10 protein-coding genes are annotated in these 21,246 nt (G+C 68.7%); 4 read left to right on the plus strand and 6 right to left on the minus strand.

What is annotated here, in order from left to right:
- Positions 1-122 precede the first annotated feature (122 nt).
- On the plus strand, positions 123-7,394 hold the full coding sequence (xopAD, locus tag ASC87_RS29370; protein ID WP_056671546.1) for a XopAD/skwp family type III secretion system effector: 7,272 nt from the start codon (positions 123-125) through the stop codon (positions 7,392-7,394).
- A gap of 72 nt (positions 7,395-7,466) precedes the next feature.
- Here xopAD and ASC87_RS29375 read toward each other — a convergent pair whose 3' ends face one another.
- The gene (locus ASC87_RS29375) at positions 7,467-7,808 is read right to left on the minus strand and encodes a hypothetical protein (RefSeq protein WP_056671548.1); all 342 of its coding nucleotides are present in this window, start codon (positions 7,806-7,808) and stop codon (positions 7,467-7,469) included.
- Positions 7,809-7,933: 125 nt separating this feature from the next.
- Entirely contained in the window at positions 7,934-10,006 is a 2,073-nt protein-coding gene (locus ASC87_RS29380) for a sensor histidine kinase (protein ID WP_056671550.1), read from the minus strand.
- A 257-nt stretch (positions 10,007-10,263) separates the two neighbouring features.
- On the opposite strand from ASC87_RS29380, the gene ASC87_RS29385 reads away from it, so the two are divergent.
- The gene (locus ASC87_RS29385; RefSeq protein WP_056671552.1) at positions 10,264-10,587 is read left to right on the plus strand and encodes a hypothetical protein; all 324 of its coding nucleotides are present in this window, start codon (positions 10,264-10,266) and stop codon (positions 10,585-10,587) included.
- Positions 10,588-10,971: 384 nt separating this feature from the next.
- Here the strand turns inward: ASC87_RS29385 and ASC87_RS29390 are convergent, their stop codons facing one another.
- The 4 genes from ASC87_RS29390 to ASC87_RS29405 are packed head-to-tail and all read right to left on the minus strand — an operon-like array spanning position 10,972 to position 19,997.
- Positions 10,972-12,369: an efflux transporter outer membrane subunit gene (locus tag ASC87_RS29390; RefSeq protein ID WP_056671553.1), complete on the minus strand. Its 1,398-nt coding sequence runs from the start codon at positions 12,367-12,369 to the stop codon at positions 10,972-10,974.
- Positions 12,366-15,503, minus strand: coding sequence for a multidrug efflux RND transporter permease subunit (locus tag ASC87_RS29395; protein ID WP_056671556.1), 3,138 nt, complete (start codon positions 15,501-15,503; stop codon positions 12,366-12,368). Before ASC87_RS29395 ends, ASC87_RS29390 begins: the two co-directional genes overlap by 4 nt.
- A complete protein-coding gene (locus tag ASC87_RS29400) occupies positions 15,500-18,625 on the minus strand; it encodes a multidrug efflux RND transporter permease subunit (protein ID WP_056671596.1) in 3,126 nt (1,041 codons plus the stop codon). The genes ASC87_RS29395 and ASC87_RS29400 overlap by 4 nt, the downstream gene beginning before the upstream one ends.
- A 10-nt stretch (positions 18,626-18,635) precedes the next feature.
- Positions 18,636-19,997 carry an MdtA/MuxA family multidrug efflux RND transporter periplasmic adaptor subunit gene (locus ASC87_RS29405; protein ID WP_056671558.1) on the minus strand — a complete coding sequence of 454 codons (1,362 nt, stop codon included), beginning with the start codon at positions 19,995-19,997 and terminating at the stop codon, positions 18,636-18,638.
- A gap of 224 nt (positions 19,998-20,221) precedes the next feature.
- Here ASC87_RS29405 and gmk point away from each other — a divergent pair, with 224 nt between their 5' ends.
- Both gmk and rpoZ read left to right on the plus strand, forming a co-directional pair.
- Positions 20,222-20,842, plus strand: coding sequence for a guanylate kinase (gmk, locus tag ASC87_RS29410; protein ID WP_056671560.1), 621 nt, complete (start codon positions 20,222-20,224; stop codon positions 20,840-20,842).
- A 25-nt stretch (positions 20,843-20,867) separates the two neighbouring features.
- The gene (gene rpoZ / locus ASC87_RS29415) at positions 20,868-21,071 is read left to right on the plus strand and encodes a DNA-directed RNA polymerase subunit omega (RefSeq protein WP_056462407.1); all 204 of its coding nucleotides are present in this window, start codon (positions 20,868-20,870) and stop codon (positions 21,069-21,071) included.
- Positions 21,072-21,246 lie beyond the last annotated feature (175 nt).

Genomic DNA, 21,246 nt, shown 5'->3' on the forward strand with positions numbered 1-21,246 from the left:
GGCCCCGGGAAACCCAGAATGCAGATCTCGAAATTCGCCGTGCGAAGAGTGAGCCTGATGCGCGACGTTGCTGACCCTCTCCGAGGCGAAAGCACCCGTCAAGAAATGAGATCAGGAACGCAATGAAGCACATTGGTCCCCCGTCCGGGTCGTACCCGTTGCCGGCAGCCAACCCGGAGCCCGCGTCGCAGGGTGAGTCCGGCAAGCGCCGCCGGGAGGTGTCGCACGACACGATGCAACCCGTCGACGGGCTGCCGCGGCGCATGGGCACGACCCGTGACCCAACGTTCGAGCCCGCGGTGAAGCGCCAACGCGTACCACCCACGAGGCTGCACGGGCCGATGGAGGGACGCGCCGATCGGCGTACCGGCTCTGATGAACGCACCCGGGCTGTCGATCCTGGCCGGCGGCGGGACGGCACCATCGCGCTGCCTTCGTCCGCCGAGCGGGAGTTCTTTCGAAAGCAGTATTCCCAGGCGGGGAGATTGGACCAGGACACGATCGACCTGTTGTGGCACGACTCGGGCGACACCATGACGCTCAGCGGCGCCAAGCAACGCTTTCGCCTCCTGGAACGGCCCGCTCTCGATTTCCTGGACGACCTGAATTGCTTCACCAACTTCGTGAGAATGCTGTCGGTTCTCCTGAATTCCGCCCGCAAGCTCGGGTTGCCGGAACGTGCCATCGAACGAAAGTGGGAGGAGTCGTCGCGCGCGTTCCATGCCATCTGCCGCGAACTTGATTTCGGGCACATGCGCGACGTTCCTTCGCTGGCCAGCTTGTGCAACCGCTGGTCGCAAACAGAGCCCGTGCAAGGCGCCGGCTGCGTGGCCGTGGCGCAGTTGCTCGAAAGCCTCGACAGGCGTTTCGGGCCGGACCTCTTTTACCAAAGGTTCACGGACGGCGTTCCGATGCTCGGACGGGAGGCCAGCTTGCTGATCAATGCTTTCAGCAAGTGGCCGCGGGACGACGCGTGCCGGGCGGGATTGCTGGCGATGGCGGGCGTCGTCGCCTGCGACGAAGAGCAGCTGTTCTCGCCGGAGCAATACCAGCCTCAAGCGCTCGCGCGCATCATCAACGGGGTAGCCAAGTTTCCTGAAGAGGCGCGTTGCCGGCGGGCGGCGCTGGCGGTGGCCGAGGCATTGCAGCAGCGCCGGGATGAACTGAACGACCCGAAGCAATTCAAGCCCCAGGAGTTGGCCGTGTGCCTCAACGGCTTGAGCAAATGGCCGACGGAGGAGGCCTGCCGGCAGGCCGCACGGGTCGCGGCCGGAGCCGTGATCCTGCGCACGGCCGACCTGCACGACGCTCGGCAATTCACCCCCAGATTCCTGTCCATGGTGCTCAACGGCCTGAGCAAGTGGCCGCGGGAAGAACGTTGCCGGCTGGCGGCGGTGGAGGTGGCAAGAGCCTTGTGGCATCGCCGAGAGGACATGAACGACACCGGACAGTTCAACGCCCAGGACTTGTCCAATTGCCTCAACGGCCTGGGCAAATGGCCCGAAGAGGCGTACTGCCGGCGGGCAGCCGTGGCGTTGGCCGGGGCGCTGCCGTCGCACCAGGGCGAGCTGGGCGACTTGCCGCACTTCATTCCCATGCACCTGTCGAGCTGCCTCAACAGTTTGGGCAAATGGCCTGAAGAGGCGCGCTGCCGGGAGGCCGCGGTCACGGTGGCCAGGGCACTGTGGCATCGCCGCAAGGCATTGACCGACACGGAACAGTTCACGCCCCACGACTTTTCCAACTGCTTCAATGGTTTGAGCAAGTGGCCTGAAGAGGCGCGTTGCCGGCGGGCAGCGGTTGCGCTGGCCGAGGCGCTGTTGCATCGGCGCGTCCCGGCAGAGCTCATGCAGTTCACTCCCCAGCAGTTGATCAACGCCCTCAACGGCGTGAGCAAATGGCCTGACGAGAAGAGCTGCCGGCACGTGGCGGCAGCGCTGGCCGAGGTGCTGTTGCAGCGTCGGCACGAACTGGGCGATGCCGGCCAGTTCGACGCGCAGGGTTTGTCCACCGGCCTCAACGGCCTGAGCAAGTTCCCTGAGGAAGGCATCTGCCGGCGGGCGGCGCTGGCGGTGGCCGAGGCACTGCTGCAGCGCTGGGACGTGCTGGCCGGCACGCTGACGCCCCAGCACTTGTCCAACTGCCTCAACGGTGTGAGCAAATGGCCTGAAGAGGCGCGTTGCCGGCAGGCAGCGGTGGCGCTGGCCGAGGCGCTGTCGCACCGGGGCACCCTGGCCGACCCCCGGCAGTTCAGTCCCCAGCAGTTGTCCAACTGCCTCAACGGTGTGAGCAAATGGCCCGAGGAGAACTCCTGCCGGCAAGCAGCCGTGGCGCTGGCCGAGGCGCTGCTGCAGCGCCGTCATGAGCTGGGCCATGCCGGGCAGTTCAACGCGCAGGGTTTGTCCAACTGCCTCAACGGCTTGAGCAGGTGGCCCGAGACAGAAATCTGTCGGCAGGCAGCGCTGGCCGTGGCCGAAGCGCTGCTGCAGCGCTGGGAGGTGCTGGCAGGCCAAGGTCAACTCCGGCCCCGGCACGTGGCCAGCTGCCTCAACGGTTCGAGCAAGTGGCTGCAGGAGGGAACTTTCCAGGAGGTCGCCATCAGGATCATCGAGATGCTGGGCAGTGGCGGGCACCCGTTCAGCGCCTTCACCATGGGCCAGTTGGCCCAGCTGGTCAACGGCACGGCCCGCTTCATCCTGGAGCTGGAAGAGGCCACTGAAGCGGCTGATGCGATGGACGCCGTGGCCATCCGGAGCGAAGAATCCATGGCGCTCGCACAGACGCGCCTTCGCGAACTGGCAGCGCACCTGGATTCACGCCCCGACAGATTGGGCCGGGCCGACACACGCAACGTGGCCGTGATCTTCAAGGCGCTGGCCAGCACCCGGCTCAAGGATGGGCTGCGGCTGCTCGCCCTCCAGGGACTGGCGCGCCTGCGGGCGATCCACGCGGACACCGGTTTCAGACCCGACAACCTGGAGGCCCTGGCAAGCCTGGCGGCCGGGCTGCTGCCGCTGGTGCGTGCACCCGAACTCGCCAGGAAGCATCGTGCAGGCGCATTGCGGCTGTTGGAGCAGATGCAGCCGGCCGTGGATCGCAAGATGCGGCTCTACCTCGAGACCTACCCGGCATCGTCCACGGCGCCACGATCCCTCGGCGTCGTGCGGGACGGAGAGGCGTTCGGCACGCACCGCCCCGGCCTGACCTTCTTCCTGCTGCTCAAGACCTATGCGGTGGTGGCGGACCTGTGGAAGCGGAGCAATGTGCCCGACGCCCCCGGGCCCGCGCGGGTGCGGCGCGAGGCGCTCAAGGCCTGGGTCGCGAAGACGCTGGAGTCCACGCGGGGAGTCATCGAGGACGACCTCGACGAAATGAGCTGGAACCTCATCGCGCAGATCGAAGCGGGCGACGAGGTCATCCATGCGCTGGATCTGAGGCTGCGCAGGGATCTGGAAAAGATCGTGTCCGCCCACCCGTCCACGCCGCTGGACGTGGCGGCGGTGCGGCGCGAGTTGCGCAGCCTGACCGAGGTGCGGGATGTGATGACCGGCAACGCGGGCGCGGCGGTGATCCAGGTCATCGACCTGCACGGGCGCGACGTCCGGGCCGGGAAGTCCGGTCGCGCGGAAGAAGCGGCTGCGCCGCAGTATTCCTTCTTCACGCGGCTGACCAACGGGCAGGTGCCCCTGATGGAAGTGCAGCTGCCGGGCCGGGTCAGCCCGCACTTGCTGGCGCGCACCATCCAGCGTGATGGCGACTTGCTGCGCATGGACCTCTTCGGCGGCAGCCACCTGAAGCCGGTCAGGGCACGCGCGCATGAACTGCTGGCCGCTGGCGGTGCGGCGGGAGAGACGAAGCGCCACGGACGCCTTCCCGCGTTGCGGCTGGCCGACACCGCGCCCCAGGCCGCGCTGATGAAGGATGTGATCCGCAAGCTCAACCCGCAGCGGGAGGACTGGTTTCGCATGCAGCGCGCGCTTCTGGAGACCGTGCCGCGCGACCACGTGGTCGAGGGCCCGATCCGCCTGGCGCTGCTGGCCGACAGGCCCCAGGGCCACGCACCGGCCTTCCCCCTGCGCACGCCCGAAGGCGAGGCGATCCAACTCGTGCCCAATGATGGCTGCGGCTTCATCAAGCAGTCGCTGGCCTGCAGGATCCCGGTGATCCGACAAGCCATCGAGGCCCGCCAAACGCCCCCGGACATGCGCACGAAGGCGCAACGGTCGCTCGTGGCGGGAACGCAGCGCATGTCACTGCTGCCACCGCAGGCCACGCACCACTTCCCGCGCGACGCCGGGGCCATCGAAGAGGCCCGGCAGCATTTGCGCACGTCGCTGCGCGACGATCCGGATGTGTGGGACGCCGATCCGTCCACAGGTGCGCGCACGATCAAGGCCCACAAGCTCTACGAAGCGCTCGCCGGAGCCCTCATCACCGGCACGCAGGCCACCGCGGTCCCCTCGGCGGACGACAAGGTGTACTTGCCCGGCACCAAGAGCAAGGTGTTCGATGCGACGGGGGGCGATGTGCTCCTGGGCAAGGCGCCCTACGACAAGGCCAACCTGATGCCCGTGAAGGCCGATCGGATCGGCACCGCCAGGAAGGGCGACGCCACCGCACGCTTCCTGGAGGAAACATTCGCCTTCCAGTACAGCTACACGGCCTGGGACGAAAGCGGTGCGCCGGCGGCCGAGGATGCGGCCATGGTGCACGGCAAGGGCGTGACCATCGTCGTGCCGGATGCGATGTGGCCCACGGACAATGACGCACAGTGGGTGTGGTCCACCGAGGACATGAAGGTGCACTCGAGCTGGACGGAAGGCCGCCGCCGCGACCGGCTCGCACCACGGATGGATACCGTGGGCAGCCTGCGGGTCAAGGAGATCTTCCCGCCGGGCTCCCTCATTGCCCTGCCCATCGACGAACTCAGGAAGCGCGATGCCGACTGCGACGGCGACAAGGTGTTCGTCTACGCCGGCTTGCCGAAGATGGTGGAGGCGGTGGAGCGGTCCATCAAGGCGCGCGACGGGCGCGCTGGCAAGGCCGGCTCGTTCAAGCCACCCAAGACGGCCCACGAGGCATTCGACGCCGAAGGCCAATACCAGGCCGGGCGTGCCGCGGAGGTCTTGTCGGCCCTGCGTGGACAGGAATTGGTCGGGCGCTTCAGCACCATGCAGTTCCAGTTCTTCGGCCAACCCCCGGCGCTGCGCGAAGCACTGGCCGAGAGCGCACTGTTCGGCACCTACGAGGGCACCGAACGCGAACTGCGGCGCGGCGTGCGTGCTCTCCTGCGCAGCCCGCAGGAAGCAACACCGCAGGCCGTGGAGGACCTGCTCCAACGCGCGCGCCTGGGTGTGCAGTGCGCCTGCCATCCGGTGGCGCGCCAGGCGGCCGAGGCGCTGCAGGCCCATCTCACGGCCTTCGTGCGGGAGATGCATGCACCAACGCCGCCGTCGTCGCTGCCGCCCGCCGCACCCGAGGCGCAGCAGGCCTTGTCCGAGGCCTTGGCGCAGCGCTTTCCATCGCTCGCGCAGGCCTGCGAATTGGCCAATACCCCGAGCGAGCGCCTCGCGGCATGGGTCACCCACTACCCCATCGCCCGCCTGCCGCACCCAGCCACGACGCCCCCTGCCGGCCGCTCGGATCCTCCGCGGGACGCTTCCGGCAGGCAGCCCGGCCATGTGCCGGGCGCGCCCCTGGACACCTTGCACAACCTGCTCACGCTGGGCGTGAAGGTGGGCACCGACGCACCCAAGGCAGTGACGCAGACCGATCTGTACCACGACATCGCCAACCACCTGGACAAGGTACTGCGCAACGAGCCCGACCGCATCCGCTTGATGCCCTACACCAAGGCCGGGGTGGTGCAGGAACTGCGCAACAACCGCTTCCATGCGCAAGCCAACCTGGAGAGGTTGCGCGACAACCCCACCCTCACGGCCGGGCTCATGGAGATGGCGATCCACGAGTTGCTCGACCAGGGCGTGATCGAAAGCACACCGCAGTTGCGCGCTTCGCCCCGGGAAACCGAAGCGCAACTCAAGCATCTCGCCAGGACGCTGCGCGCGGCTGCCCGCCTGGCCGAGCCGCGAATGACCAACATGATCGAGGCGGCCATCGAAGGCAACGGCGTGTTGCGCGGCCGGGCCCACCGCATCAAGTCAGAGGGTGCGCTGGTCGACAAGCTGCAAGCGATGATGCACACAGGCCACCAGACACCCGAGGAAGCAGCCGAGGCGCTGAATGATGCGCTGCGCTACAGCATCGTGCTCGCGCCCGGACATTTCGCAGCGGGGTATGCCAGCATCCTGCGCGAGCTCGACGAACAAGGGCTGACCAAGACCCTGGTCCACAACGCCTTCGTGTCCCCGCATCCGGCCTTCAAGGGCATCAACGTCAAGTTCATGGGGCGCGATGCCGAGGGCCAGACACTGCGCGTCGAGGTGCAGTTCCATACCGAGGAGACCTTCGAACTCAAGGAGCGCTTCCACGACGACTACAAGAGGGAATCCGCCCTGCGCACGAAGGGTGCGAGCATCGAGGAGCGGCGCGCCCAGGTGGCCGAGGCCCGCGAGGCCTGCAAGGGCGTGGCCACTCCGCCGGGCTGCGAACACATCGAGGACTGGGAGACCGAACTGCCGCGGGTGGACAAGCGACGCGCCAGTGCCGCACCGTCATCGGCCACAGGCACGGCGCGCGCGCCAACGGCCATGGACGTGCAAGTCCGGCAACTCATGCAGGGTGCCGGGCTCACCGAGCGGCAGGTCACCCCGATTCTCGAGGGCCTGGCGTTGAACGTGGTCAGGGCGCACAGCGTTGCGAAGAAGGCGAAGTCCATCGAGAAGAAGATCCACCGGCTGAGTGTGCTGGAGGACATCACGATCGAGCAGGCTGCCGCTCGCGTGCACGATGCCATGCGCTGGGTCGTGCTGCTGCCCGGCGACACGTTCGGCGCCGAGGCCGCACAGGCATTGAAGGACCTGCAGGCGCGAGGCCTGCGGGTCATGCGCGTGAACAATGGCTTCGCGGCCAGGGAGAAGACGTATGCGGGGCTGAACGTGAAGCTGCGCACCGCACAGGGCCTGGACTTCGAAATCCAGTTCCATACCGCCGAGAGCCTGCACACGAGGAACACCTTGACGCACAAGCTCTACAGGCGATGGCAGGACAAGGAAGTGGAGCGCCGGCTCGCCAGCGATCCGGCCCAGCGGCAGATGCTGAAGGAGGCCAACGCCGGCCTGCTGTTGAAGCTCAAGGCCTACGCGGACACCGTGCCGATGCCGGCGGGGGTCGATCTCGTCAAATCTGTCAACCACCGCAAAGACGAGACGGTGGCTCCCCTGGAGCGGCTCCCGAGTCGTCTTCCTGCAGCGCGAGGGCGTGAACGGCGCTGATGGGCGCTTCGCGCCTCTTTGGCCCAGGCCCGTCTCGGACTGATGGCCGAGCGCCGATGTGGCCTGCGGGGTTCAGGCGCGGGCGCTCGCCGGCGTCATGCGGGCCAACGCGGTTTCAAGCGCCTCCTCGGCTTGCAGGTACTGATCATGGCGCGTGAGCCAGGCCGCCTGCTCCAGTGCGGCGAAGGTTTCGGCCGGCACCACGGCCGACGAGGTACGCAGCTGTTCGCTTGCCGCCCGGATCCCCGCCACCGCCTCCGTGTTGTGCCCGCAATAGATGTCGACGCGGGCACGATGGATGTGGGCCACCGCCTGAACAGGGATCGGCTCGACAGCGGCAGAGGGGGCCGGCTGGGCATACGCGGTAGCGCCCACGAGCGCCTTGACGAGGGTGAGAGAGGTGGCATTGAACATGATCAAACTCCTTCGAAAGCTGGGTTGATGCAGTTCACTCTAGTCACCCGCCATGCCACGCACGTTACCTGCACGGTGCGGCAGATGACAGTTGACACATGCCAGGCCGGAGAGGCGCCAAGCTCTCAGCGAAACAACTCGGCCAATGCGCGCGACAGGTCTGCCCGCTGCAAGGGTTTGCTGAGCAGCCGTGTCACCCCGGCGGTGGCAGCTCGCTGTGCCAGCAACGGACCGCCGTATCCGCTGACCATCAAGACCGGCAAGTCCGAATGCTGGCGCAGCGCCTCGGTCAATTGCGTGCCGCTGAGGTGCGGCATCACCTCATCGGTGATCACCGCGGCAAAGCCGTGCGGGTCGTCATTCAATGCCTGGAGCGCCGCCGTCGCATCGGTGTAGCACACCGGCGCGTAACCCAGGCCCTTGAGCATTTCCTCGGCCAGCGCCACGAGTTCGGGCTCGTCATCCACCACCAGCAGGCGCTGCCCGGCGCCGGCCGGGGCTTGCTCCGCACCGGATTCGACGGCCGCCAGGCCTTCCCTGCATTCCGGCAGGTACAGGGTGAAGCGGGCGCCCTGCCCCGGGCTGCTCTTCACGTCGATGGCCCCGCCGAACTCGGCCACGACACCGAACACGACGGCCAGGCCCAGCCCCGACCCGGACTGCGCGGCACGGGTGGTGAAGAAGGGCTCGAACAGGTGGTCCATCACCTCGGGCGTGATGCCGCCACCCTGGTCCGAGACGGCCAGGGTCACGTAGTCGCCGGCGGCCAGCCGGGTATGCGACAGCACGCGGGGCTCGGCCATCTGGAGCCGCGCGAGGTGCACGCTCAACATGCCGCCATCGGGCATCGCCTGCATGGCGTTCGTGCACAGGTTCATGACCGCCTCGAACGCCTGGGTCGGGTCACCACGCAGGCGCGCCCCCTGGGCCTCGAGCGCCCGCTCCAGCACGATGCCCGAACGCAAGGACGCCGACAGGAGGGTGAGCACCTCTTCGACCACGGGTTCCAGCTCGAACACCGTCGACATCCGCGCGCCGCCGCGGCTGAAGGCGAGGATGCGCTCGACCAGCGCCTTGCCGCGCATCGCCGCCTGCAGCACTTTTTCGAGGTGGCGCGCCTGGGCGCTGCCCGCCGGCGCAGCGTCCTGCGCCATCTCGCCGAAGCCGATGATGCCGGCCAGCACGTTGTTGAAGTCATGCGCCACGCCACCGGCCAGTGTGCCCAGCGATTCGAGCTTGCCGGCCCGCGAAACCTGGGCCTGGAGCGCACGCTGGGCCTCGGTGCGCCGCCGGTCGGCCAGTTGCACGAAGTAGACCGCCGCCGCCATGATGGCCAGGAGCAGCGCCAGGCCCGTGCCGGCCACTTCGACCATCTGGCGCCAGGCCATCAGCACGGACGCCAGGTCTCGCGAGACGACGACCTTGACGTCGTAGTGGGGCACGGTGTGCAGCCCCACCATGTTCTCGCTGCCGTCACGGAACTTGCGCACCTCGACGCTGGGGCGGTTGGCCAGGCGCGTCGCCACGCCGGCTTCGTCCAGCCGGTGCGCCTGGACGTTCGTGCCCGCGAGCCGGGCACCGTCGGCACGAACCACCCACATGCGCGCATCCGCGGAGGGCAAGGCGGCACCGAATGCCCCCAGCAACGTGCTCGCCGGCATCGCGGCCAGCATCCAGCCCCCCGCCGTGCCTGCCCCCGCCTCGAACGGGATCGCCATGGCCACCAAGGCACCCTTCCCGTGCACATCGCCGAACGGGCGACTCAAGGACGCCGCATCGGCAGGGAGCTTGTCCAACGGCGGAGAAAACGTCGACAGATCGGGTGCCGGTGTCGCATCGGACGCGGCCATGACCCGCCCCTGGCGGTCCACCAGCCAAAGCGTCTGGACCAGGGGCATTAGGCCGGCGCGCACGTGCAGCGATCGGGATGCGTCATCGCCCGACACGGGCAGGTGCCGCTCGGCCAGGTCGGCGCGCATGGCGTGCAGGCCTTCGTCCGCGCCACGCAGCCCGCGGTCGATGGCATCGGTCAGTGCGAGCGACAGCAGGCCGAGTTCCCTCGCCTGGCTTTCGACGGCCTCGCGCCGCAAGTGCCACAAGGCGATGGACGTGACTGCCGCCATGGCAAGCCACAGCCCCAGCGCGATGAGCCAAGGCCGCAGCGCGCTGTGGGAAGGCGCCTGAACTTCAGTTTCCATGGGCGGGGTGGGATCGAATGCGCCTCCGGGTGCGCGGTGATGGCCGTCGAAGCTGATGCCTGACAAGGAATGCCGATTGTGACCGGCATCGGCCAGCAAACCACCGCGCCGGGCCCGGGCATCGATGACATCTGACTCACAAGCCGCCGCCCGTGCAATGTTCCGGCCACGCCGCGCCTCGACCATGCACTCACAGGGGGACGCTTCAGTTCCGAAGTGTCCGAAGACCTGTCTACCCAGGAAAACAGGAGATCGTCATGACTGTCCATCGCATCCTCTCTACCCCGCGCGCGCTGCTGGCTGCCGGCCTCTTCTTCGGCGTCGCCGCCGCACAGGCCGCCACCGGCTTCACGGTCAACCCGAAGCAGGAAGCACTCGTCACCCCGGGCATGAGTGCCGCCGAGGTCCGGATGGCGCTCGGCTCCCCGGAACAACGCATCCAGTACGGGAATGAGCCGGGCCCCACGTTCACCTACCGCGTCGCCGCGTGGCCGGAAACGCTGTTCGACGTGGATTTCGGCGCCAACGGCCGGGTTGCCAGCGTCAGCGAACGCCCGGACGATCGGGGCGGGGACAACTGAACGCGGCGCACGCGCGCATCGTCCGGCCCGCCCGCGCGAGCTGCTCGCCAGCGCGCGGGCCGTGGGCCTGATCCTGAGAGACCCACTCTGCGCAAACGCCACTGCGCTTTCCCGCACACCCCTGTCGTCCCGGCGAAGGCCCATTGCTGTCCGGGGAAAATCAACCTCAACGGCGGCGTTGCCAGGAGGCATCGGAGGTGCAGCCGATTCACCGACGGGAGGGATGACTCGTGGCGTCGTTGCATCAGCGCTCGTCTCGATGCAAGCAACACCTGCTCTGCATCACACGCTCGGGCCCACGCGTCCAGTGAGTCCCGGCGAATTCAACCGGTCGGCGCGACAGATTTTCCCCCAACAGCAGTGGGCCTCCGCCAGGCTGCCCACTCACGCGGGCGCCCATCGGCCCGCGATGTTCTTCAGCAGCTGGTTGACGGCCGCCAGCTGGCGATTGCGCACGCTGAGGAGGCTGCTCTCGCTGGTGAGCGCGGATGTCTGGGCCGTGACGACGTTGAGGTAGCTCACCGTCCCGGTCCGATACTGGTCCAGGGTGATCTCGAGGTTGCGTTGCGCGGCCTGCAGGGCCTCGGCCTGGAACTGCGCCTCGCGTTGCAGCCGGTCGGCAAGCACCAGGTTGTCTTCCACCTCCTGCAGCGCCGTCAACACGGTCTGGCGGTAGGCTGCCGTGGCTTGATCGGCCGCAGCCCGGGCCTGCGCACTGGCGAGCTTGCGCTGGCCGCCATCCAGCACGGCCTCGGTCACGGAAGCGCCGAGCGACCACAGCAGGTTCGGCGCGCTCACCAGCCTGGCCAGTGACGCGCCCCGGTACCCCGCGCTGGCCGACAACGACAGATCGGGGAACCAGGCCGCATCGGCCACGCCGATCTGCGCATAGGCCGCCGCCACCCGGCGCTGCGCCGCAGCGATGTCCGGCCGGCGTTCGAGCAACGTGGACGGCAACATCGGCGGCACGTCCGGCGCCGGCGGCAAGGCGGCGTTGCGTTCCAGCCCCAAGGCCGACGGCGGCACGCCGAGCAGCACCGCCAGGGCGTGCTCGAGCTGCGCCCGACCGGCCTCCAGGTCGGCGGCCTGCGCCTGCGCGGACTGCAGCTGCGTCCGGGCTTGCAGCACATCGGTGCGCGCCACCACACCGTCGTCGTAGCGCACCTGCGTCAAGTCCAGGGAGCGCTGGTAGAGCGCCACGCTGCGGTCGAGCAAGGCCAGTTGAGCGTCTGCCGTGCGCAGCGAGAAGTAGGTCTGGGCCAGCAGCGCCTGGGCCGACAGGCGCACCGCGGCCAAGTCGTCCTGGCTCGCCTGCAGCGAAGCCTGCGCACCGCTGCTGGCTTGCGAGAGCCGGCCCCACAGGTCCACCTCCCAGCTGGCCGTGGCCGACAGCGACACGCTGTTGCCCGGGTTCCGCTCCGCCGTCGAGCCGGGGCTGGCGCTGCGCGTGGCGTCCAGGCCGGCCGACAGCGTGGGATACATCGCGCTGCGGCTGGCCTCGTACGCCGCGCGGGCGCCAGCCACGGCCGCCACCGCGGACTTCAGCGTTTCGTTGCCGATGACCAGCCGGCGCTGCAGGTCATCGAGCACGGGATCCCCGAACAGGGTCCACCACTGCTCGGGCACCGGCAACGCGGCAGGAGCGTGCTGCCAGTCGCCAGCCTCCTTGTACTGCGGCGCGGCCACGAAAGGCGCAGGCGGCTCGACGCGCGTGACGGCACACGCCGCGAGCAACGACACGACGGCAACAGACAGAACCGTCAGCGGAATGCGAGGTTTCATGGGGACACCCGGACAGGCAGGATGGCAGGGGGAGAACCAGGGTGGGCGTCGCGCGCACGCCGGCGCCGCCCACCCAGCCGGTCCATCAGCACGAACACCACCGGCGTCGTGTACAGCGTGAGCAACTGGCTCAGGATCAGCCCGCCCACGATGGCAATGCCCAGCGGCCGGCGCAGCTCGGCGCCGTCGCCCGTGCCCAGGGCCAGCGGCAAGGCCCCGAAGATCGCCGCGAAGGTCGTCATCAGGATGGGCCGCAGGCGCAGATGGGCAGCCCGGACGATTGCCACGCCGGCGCCGGCCCCCGACGCACGCTGGTGATCGATCGCGAAGTCGATCATCATGATCGCGTTCTTCTTGACGATGCCGATCAGCAGGATCACGCCGATCAACGCGATGATCGAGAACTCGCTCTTGAACAGCATCAGCGCCAGCAGCGCGCCCACCCCCGCCGAGGGCAAGGTGGACAGGATGGTCACCGGGTGGATCAGGCTCTCGTACAGCATGCCGAGCACCAGGTAGATGGTGACGACCGCGGCCGCGATCAGCCAGGGTTGCGACGCCAGCGACTGCTGGAAGGCATTCGCCGTGCCCTGGAAACTGCCATGGACCGACACCGGCACCCCGAGCGCCGACATCGCGCCATTGATCGCGGCCGTGGCCTCGGACAACGACACGCCTGGCGGCAAGTTGAAGCTGATGGTCGAGGCCGGCGAGCCGCCCTGGTGGTTCACCGCCAGGGGCGTGTTCGTGGTCTCCACGCGGGCGAATGCCGCCAGCGGCACCTGGGCGCCCGAGTTGCCGGTGACGTACAGGCGCCCGAGCGCCTCCGGCCCCTGCAGGAACGCGGGCGCCAACTCCATCACCACGCGGTACTGGTTGAGCGCGTTGTAGATCACGCCCACCTGCCGCTGGCCGAAGGCATTGCTCAGCGTGGCATCGAGGTTGGCGACCGTCACCCCCAGCCGCGCCGCGGCGTCGCGGTCGATCACGAGTGAGGTCTGCATCCCCTTGTCCTGCTGGTCGGTGCTGACGTCGGTCAATTCGGGCAACTGCGAGAACGCATTGCGCACGCGCGGCGCCCAGGTGCGCAATGCCTCCAGGTCGTCTGCCTGCAGCGTGTACTGGTACTGTGAATTGGACTGGCGGCCGCCGATCCGGATGTCCTGCACCGGCACGAAAAAGAGATTGGCACCGGGCTCGTGCGCAAGCGTCGCGCGCAGCCGCGCCACGACCGCATCGGCCGGGATGTTGCGCTCCGCCAGCGGCTTGAGCGTGATGTAGAAGTTGGCCGTGTTGCGCTGGCCGCCGCCGGTGGAGCCGCTGACCGCCGCCACCGCCGGGTCGGCGCGGACGATGGCCATGAACTTGTCCACCCGCGCCTGCATCATCTGGAACGAACTGCCCTGGTCGGCCTGCACGCTGCCCGTGAGCACGCCCGTGTCCTGCTGGGGAAAGAAGGTTTTCGGGATCACGGTGTAGAGGTACCCGTTCAGCACCACCACCGCCAGGAGCGCCAGCAGGGCCCAGGGCTGGTGCCGCAACGTCCAGATCAGCGAGCGGCGGTAGCCCCTGGCGATGCGTTGCGCTCCCCGCGCCACGGCGCGGTTCAGGCCGCCGGCCAGCCGCCCCGCCCGATCGGGCGCGCGCGGGCCCGGATGCGGCTTCAGCAGCCTCGACGCCATCATCGGCGTGGTGGTGAGCGACACCGCCATCGACACCAGGATGGCCGCCGACAGCACCACGGCGAACTCCCGGAACAGCCGCCCCACCACGCCCCCCATCAGCAGCAGCGGGATGAAGACCGCGATCAGGCTGAGCGAGATCGCGACCACGGTGAACCCGATCTCGCGCGCCCCGTTCAGGGCCGCCTCGCGCGGCGCCACGCCCTGCTCGATGCCGCGCGTGATGTTCTCCAGCACCACGATGGCGTCGTCCACCACGAAACCCGTGGCCACCGTCAGGGCCATGGCCGACAGGTTGTCCAGGCTGTAGCCGCACAGGTACATGACCCCGAAGGTGCCGGCCAGCGACACCGGCACGGCCACCGCCGGGATCAGCGTGGCGCGCCAGCTGCGCAGGAACAGCAGCACCACGAGGATGACCAGGCCCACGGCGATGGCCATCGCACGCTCGACCTCGCGCAGCGAGGCGCGGATGGTGGGCGTGCGGTCGCTGATCACCTTGACGTCGATGGCCGGCGGGATCGACGCCTGCAAGCGGCCCAGGATCTCGCGCACGCGCGCCACCGTCTCGATGACGTTGGCCCCCGGCTCCTTCTGGACGAAGAGCGAGATGGCCGGCTTGCCATCGGCCGCACCGTAGTTGCGCACGTCCTGCACGGAGTCGACGACGCTCGCCACGTCGCGCAGGCGCACGGCGGCACCGTTGACATAGGTGAGCAGCGCAGGCGCGTACTCGGCCGCGGTGACGGCCTGGTCGTTGGCGCCGATCTGCCAGCTGCGGCCGCCCTCTTCCACCGAACCCAGCGGCCGCCTGGCGTTGGTCGACGTCAGCGCGGTGCGCACCACGTCCAGCGCGATGCCCTTGGCCGCCAGCTTGTCGGGGTCGAGTTCCACGCGCACGGCCGGCAACGCCCCCCCGCCCACCGTCACCTGCCCCACCCCCTGCACCTGCGACAGGCGCTGCGCCAGCACGGTGGACGCGGCGTCGTACATCTGGCCCCGCGACAGCGTGGCCGACGTGAGCGCGATGATCATGATCGGCGCGTCCGCCGGGTTCACCTTGCGGTAGGACGGGTTGCTCGGCATGCCGGTGGGCAGCAACGTGCGCGCGGCATTGATGGCGGCCTGCACGTCCCGCGCGGCGCCGTTGATGTCGCGGTCCAGGTCAAACTGCATCGTGATGCTCGTGGAGCCCAGCGACGACCGCGAGGTGATCTCGTTGACACCGGCGATGCTGCCCAGGGCGCGCTCGAGCGGCGTGGCCACCGTGGCGGCCATGGTGTCGGGGCTCGCGCCCGGCACGGAGGCACTGACCGAGATGGTCGGAAAGTCCACCTGCGGCAGCGGCGCGATGGGCAGCAACTGGAAGCCCAGGGCGCCGGCCAGGGCCAGGCCGATCGTGACCAGCGTGGTGGCGACCGGCCTGGCGATGAAGGGCGCCGAGATGTTCATGCCGCGGCACCGGCCGCTTGCCCGGCCTGCCGGGCCTTCATGCGCCGCAGCAGGTTGGCAAAACCCAGGTAGATCACCGGCGTGGTGAACAGCGTCAGCAACTGGCTCACGATCAGGCCGCCGACCAGCGTCACGCCCAGCGGGTGGCGGAGTTCATGCCCCGCGCCGGTGCCGACCATCAGCGGCAACGCGCCGATCAGTGCGGCCATCGTCGTCATCAGGATCGGGCGGAAGCGCAGCAGGCAGGCCTGGTGGATGGCCTCGCGCGGCGCCAGCCCCGCCTCGCGTTCGGCCTCGAGCGCAAAGTCGATCATCATGATCGCGTTCTTCTTGACGATGCCGATCAGGAGCACGATGCCGATGATGCCCACGACCCCGAGTTCCTGGCCCGCGACCAGCAGCGCCAGCAAGGCGCCCAGGCCCGCCGAGGGCAAGGTGGAGAGGATCGTCACGGGATGGATGAAGCTCTCGTACAGCACCCCCAGCACGATGTACATCGTGACCACGGCCGCCAGGATCAAGAGCACCGTGCTGGTGAGCGACGCGCGGAAGGCCTCGGCCGCCCCCTGGAAGCTGGTCTCGACACCCGGCGGCAGGTCGAGCCGGGCTTCCTCGGCCTTGATGGCGTCCACCGCATGGCCCAGCGACGCCCCCGGCGCCAGGTTGAACGACACCGTGGCCGACGGGAACTGCGAGACGTGGTTGATCGCCAGCGCCGCCGGCCGTTCCACCACTTGCGCCACCGACGCCAGCGGCACCTGCACCGTCGTCGCCACGCCGTTGGCGCCGATGGTGCTGCCCGGCACATGCAGGCCGGCGATCGCGTCCGGCCCCCGGCCCGGGCCCGGCGCCGCTTCCAGCACCACCCGGTACTGGCTGGATTGCGTGTAGATGGTGGAGACGAGCCGCTGGCCGAAGGCGTCGTAGAGCGCCGTGTCGATGCCCGCCACGGTGACGCCCAGGCGCCCCGCGGCTTCCCGGTCGATCTGCACATACGCCTGCTGCCCATCGTCCTGCAGGTCGGTGGCCACGTCCACCAGGTCCGGCAGCGTCTTCAACCGTGCCAGCAACCGGTTCGTGCTGGCGACCAGGTCCGTCCGGCTGGGCGAACTGAGGAGGAACTGGTACTGGGTCTTGGCGACACGGTCTTCGATGGTCAAGTCCTGCACCGGCTGCATGTAGGCAGTGATGCCGGGCACGTGCGAGGTCGCCACGGCCAGGCGGCGGATGATCTCCGACGCGGAGGCGTGACGCTCGGCAAAGGGCTTCAGCGTGATCTGCATGCGCCCGGTGTTCAGCGTGGGGTTGGCACCGTCCACGCCGATGAACGAGGCCAGGTGGTCCACGTCGGGGTCCTTCAGGATCTCGTCGGCGAGGGCCTGCTGGCGCGTGGACATGGCGCCGAACGAGGTCGTCTGCGTGGCCTCGGTGATGACCTGGACCAGGCCCGTGTCCTGCACCGGGAAGAAGCCCTTGGGCACCGCGGCATAAAGCAGCCCGGTCACAGCGAGCGTCAACGCGAAGACCAGCATCGTGGTGCGGGGCCGGTCCAGCACCCACGTCAACGCGCGGCCATACCGGGCCACCATGCCGTCGAAGGCGCGTTCGCTCCAGGCACCGAGCCGGCTGTGCGCCTGGGTGTGCCCGGGCCGCAGCAGCCGTGCGCTCATCATCGGCGTCAGCGTCAGCGAGACGAACGCCGAGATCAGGATGGCCACGGCCAGCGTGATGGCGAACTCGTGGAACAGGCGGCCCACCACATCGCCCATGAACAACAGCGGGATCAGCACCGCGATCAGCGACACCGTGAGCGAGATGATCGTGAACCCGATCTGCCTGGACCCCTTGAGCGCCGCCGCCATCGGCGACTCGCCCGCCTCGACGAAGCGCGCGATGTTCTCGATCATCACGATGGCGTCGTCGACCACGAAGCCGGTGGAGATCACCATGGCCATCAAGGTGAGGTTGTTGATGGAGAAGCCGGCGAGGTAGATCACGCCGAACGTGCCCACCAGCGACAGCGGCACCGCCACGCCGGGAATCAGGGTGGCGGTGCCGCTCCGAAGGAACAGGAAGATCACCATCACCACCAGCACCACCGACAGCAGCAACTCGAACCCGGTGTCGGCCACCGACGCGCGGATGGTGTTCGTGCGGTCGGCAACGACCTGGACATCGATCGACGCCGGCATCGACGCCTGCAGCTTCGGCAGCAACGCCTTGACCCGCTCCACCGTCTGGATCACGTTGGCCCCGGGTTGGCGCTGGACGTTGAGGATGACGCCCGGCGTGCGGTCTGCCCACGCCGCGAGCCGGAGGTTCTCGGCATCGTCCACGATGGACGCCACATCCTTCAGCCGCAGCGGATTGCCGTTCTTCCACGCAATGACGAGGTTCTCGTACTCGGCCGCCGACTTCAACTGGTCATTGGCGTCGATGGTGCTGCTGCGCTGCGGGCCGTCGAAGCTGCCCTTGGCCTGGTTGACGTTCGCCGCGACGATCGACGTGCGCACGTCATCCAGCGACAGGCCCAGCGACGCCAGCGCCTGCGGATCGGCCTGGATGCGCACGGCGGGACGCTGGCCACCGGCCAGGCTGACCAGGCCCACGCCATCGACCTGCGACAGCTTCGGCGCCAGCCGGTTCTCGGTCAGGTCGTGCAGCTTGGTCAGCGGCAGCGACGGCGACGTCACCGCGATCGTCAACACCGGCGCATCGGCCGGGTTGACCTTGCTGTAGACCGGTGGCATCGGCAGGTCGCCCGGCAGCAGGTTGGCACCGGCATTGATGGCGGCCTGCACCTCCTGCTCGGCCACGTCGAGGGACAGGCCGAGCGAGAAACGCAGCGTGATGACCGACGCACCGCCCGAGCTGGTGCTCGTCATCTGGTTGAGCCCCGGCATCTGCCCGAACTGGCGCTCCAGCGGCGCAGTGACCGTGGTGGACATCACGTCGGGGCTCGCGCCGGGGTACAGCGTGGTCACCTCGATGGTCGGGTAGTCCACCTCCGGCAAGGCCGACAGCGGCATCAGCCGGCAGGCCAACAGCCCGGACAGCAGGATCGCCAGCATCAGCAGCGACGTGGCGACAGGGCGTTCGATGAAGAAGCGGGAGGGGTTCATGGCGCGGCCGTCAGCGCGGTGAATCGGCATCACGCTGATCGCGGTGCGCCTTGAACCAGGCCCGCCGGGCGTCGGGGCTCATGGCCTTGACGGCTTCTGCCTCGGCCGGCGGCAGCCGATCCAGCCGGCGGGAGTGCCCGCTGTCCGCCGATGACGCCGGGGCGGCGGCGGCCCCCGCGCGCTGCGCCGGGTCGGTGGCGATCACCTCGACCTTCGCCCCTTCGCGCAACCGGTCCGTGCCGTCGACCACGACCTTCTCGCCGGGCTGCAGCGCACCTTCCACGGCCATCCAGCCGCCATCGACGGCCCCGGGTGTCACGACCCGGGTGCTCACCGAGCTGTCGGCATTGACCACATAGACGTAGAAGCCCTGCGCCCCGCGCAGCACCGCCGCCTGCGGCACGGCGAGCACGCCGGCCAGCGTCTCGCGCTGGAGCACGACGCTCACGGCCTGGTTGGGAAAGAGTGCGTCGTCCGCGTTGGGAAACACCGCCTTGACCTTGATCGTGTCCGTGGCCGGGTCGATGGCGTTGTCGACCGACGCCACCCGGCCCAGGGCCAGCCGCCGCTTGCCGCCACGGTCCCACGCCTCGACCGGGATCGGCTCATCGGCATGCAACCGGGCGGCGATGATCGGCACGTTGGAGGCCGGCACGGCGAAGGTCATCGCGATGGGCCGCGTCTGCGTGATCCTGACGATGCCGTTGGCATCGGAGGCCTGGGCCATGTTGCCGAGGTCGATCTGCTTCAGGCCCACGCGCCCGGCAATCGGCGCGGTGACCCGCGTCCACGACAGTTGCAGCCGTGCGCTGTCCGCCGAACCCTGGTCGGCCCGGACCGTGCCCTCCAGCTGGGCCACCAGCGCCACCTGGCTGTCCAGCTGCTGCTTGGGAAGCGCATCCTTGGCCATCAGGTCGCGGTAACGGGCCAGGTCGACCCGCGCCCCGTCTAGCTGCGCCTTGTCGCGCGCCAACGTGCCCTCGGCCTGGGCCAGTGCCGCCTGGAACGGCCGTGGATCGATCTGCGCCAGCCACTGGCCCGCCTGGACCTGCTGGCCTTCCTCGAAGTTCAGGCGCTGCAGCACGCCGCTCACCTGGGCACGCACGGTGGCCGTGTTCGACGCCGCGATGCTGCCGATGGCATCGACGTTCACCCGGATGTCCTGCCGGCGCGCAGCCTGCACCGACACGGGCTGGACCGGATTGATGCCGCCGAACCGGCGCCCGCCGCCCGGCGCACTGGCCGCCCGGCTCGCGGCCCCGCCCGCGGCGTCGGCGCCGTGCGCGCGCCACCACCCGAATCCGCCGCCCGCCAGGAGCAGGATGCCCACGACCCACGGAAGGACGCGGCGCGACGGCTTTCGGGTCTTCATGACCGGGTTCCTTTCTCTCACACCACCAGGGGGCGGTGTCGTGGAGGCATGTTGTGGCCGCCGCGCCCCGGGGGTGTTGCAGGGCCGGGAAGCCAGATGACAGATGACATGCGCCTCGCCGGCGATTCCGGCCACTTATTCCCGGAGAAGGCCACCTGCGCTGCGTCACCAGACTGCTAGACTGCCGGACGCATCCGAACCGCCTCTACCCCAGCAGCTCTACGATGGAATACCCCGGCAACCTCTTTGTCGTCGCGGCCCCGAGCGGTGCCGGCAAATCGAGCCTCGTGAAGGCCCTGCTCGAACTCGACTCGCACCTGGTGGTGTCGGTCTCCCACACCACGCGCAGGCCGCGCGGGCAGGAGCAGGACGGCCGCGAGTACCTGTTCATCGAACCCGCCACGTTCCAGCAGATGGTGGACCGCGGCGACTTCTTCGAATGGGCCGAGGTGCACGGCAACCGGTACGGCACGTCCCGCGCGGCCATCCAGGAGCGTGTGGCCGTGGGCCAGGACGTGGTGCTGGAGATCGACTACCAGGGCGCGCTGCAGATCAAGAAGCTGTTCCCGAACGCCATCCTGATCTTCATCCTGCCGCCCAGCTGGGAAGAGCTGGCCCAGCGCCTGGCCCGCCGTGGCGAGGACGCCCAGGACGTGATCGCACAGCGCCTCGTCAACGCCCGCATCGAGGTCGACCAGGCACGCCACTTCGACTTCGTTATAATCAACGCTCTGTTCGAGACCGCGTTGTTCGATCTGAAAGCGATCGTCCACGCGCAACGGCTCAAGTACGCGGTGCAGAAGAAGGCCAAGCCTTCGGTTTTCGCTGCCTTGGGTCTGAACTGATCCCTTTGCTACCCGGAGTGACCCCATGGCCCGCATCACCGTCGAAGACTGCCTCACCAAGATCCCGAACCGCTTCCAGCTGGTTCTGGCCGCCACGTACCGTGCGCGGATGCTGAGCCAAGGCCACGCCCCGAAGATCGAAACGAAGAACAAACCGGGCGTCACCGCCCTGCGCGAGATCGCCGCCGGCGAAATCGGCATCGAAATGCTCCGCAAGGTTCCGGTCTAAACCCCCGAACCCCAGCGAAAAGGCCCCTTTGGGGCCTTTTTTCATGGCCGAACGCCAACGCCCATCGCGAGACGGTTGAGATCCCGGCCTGCGCCAATGGGATGGACGCCCCACCCCTAACGGCATCGATGTGCCAAAGTGGAAGTGTCTAAGCAACCACTGACGAAAGCGAGGC

It is taken from the genome of Rhizobacter sp. Root1221, from assembly GCF_001425785.1.
Taxonomy (GTDB): Bacteria; Pseudomonadota; Gammaproteobacteria; order Burkholderiales; family Burkholderiaceae_C; genus Rhizobacter.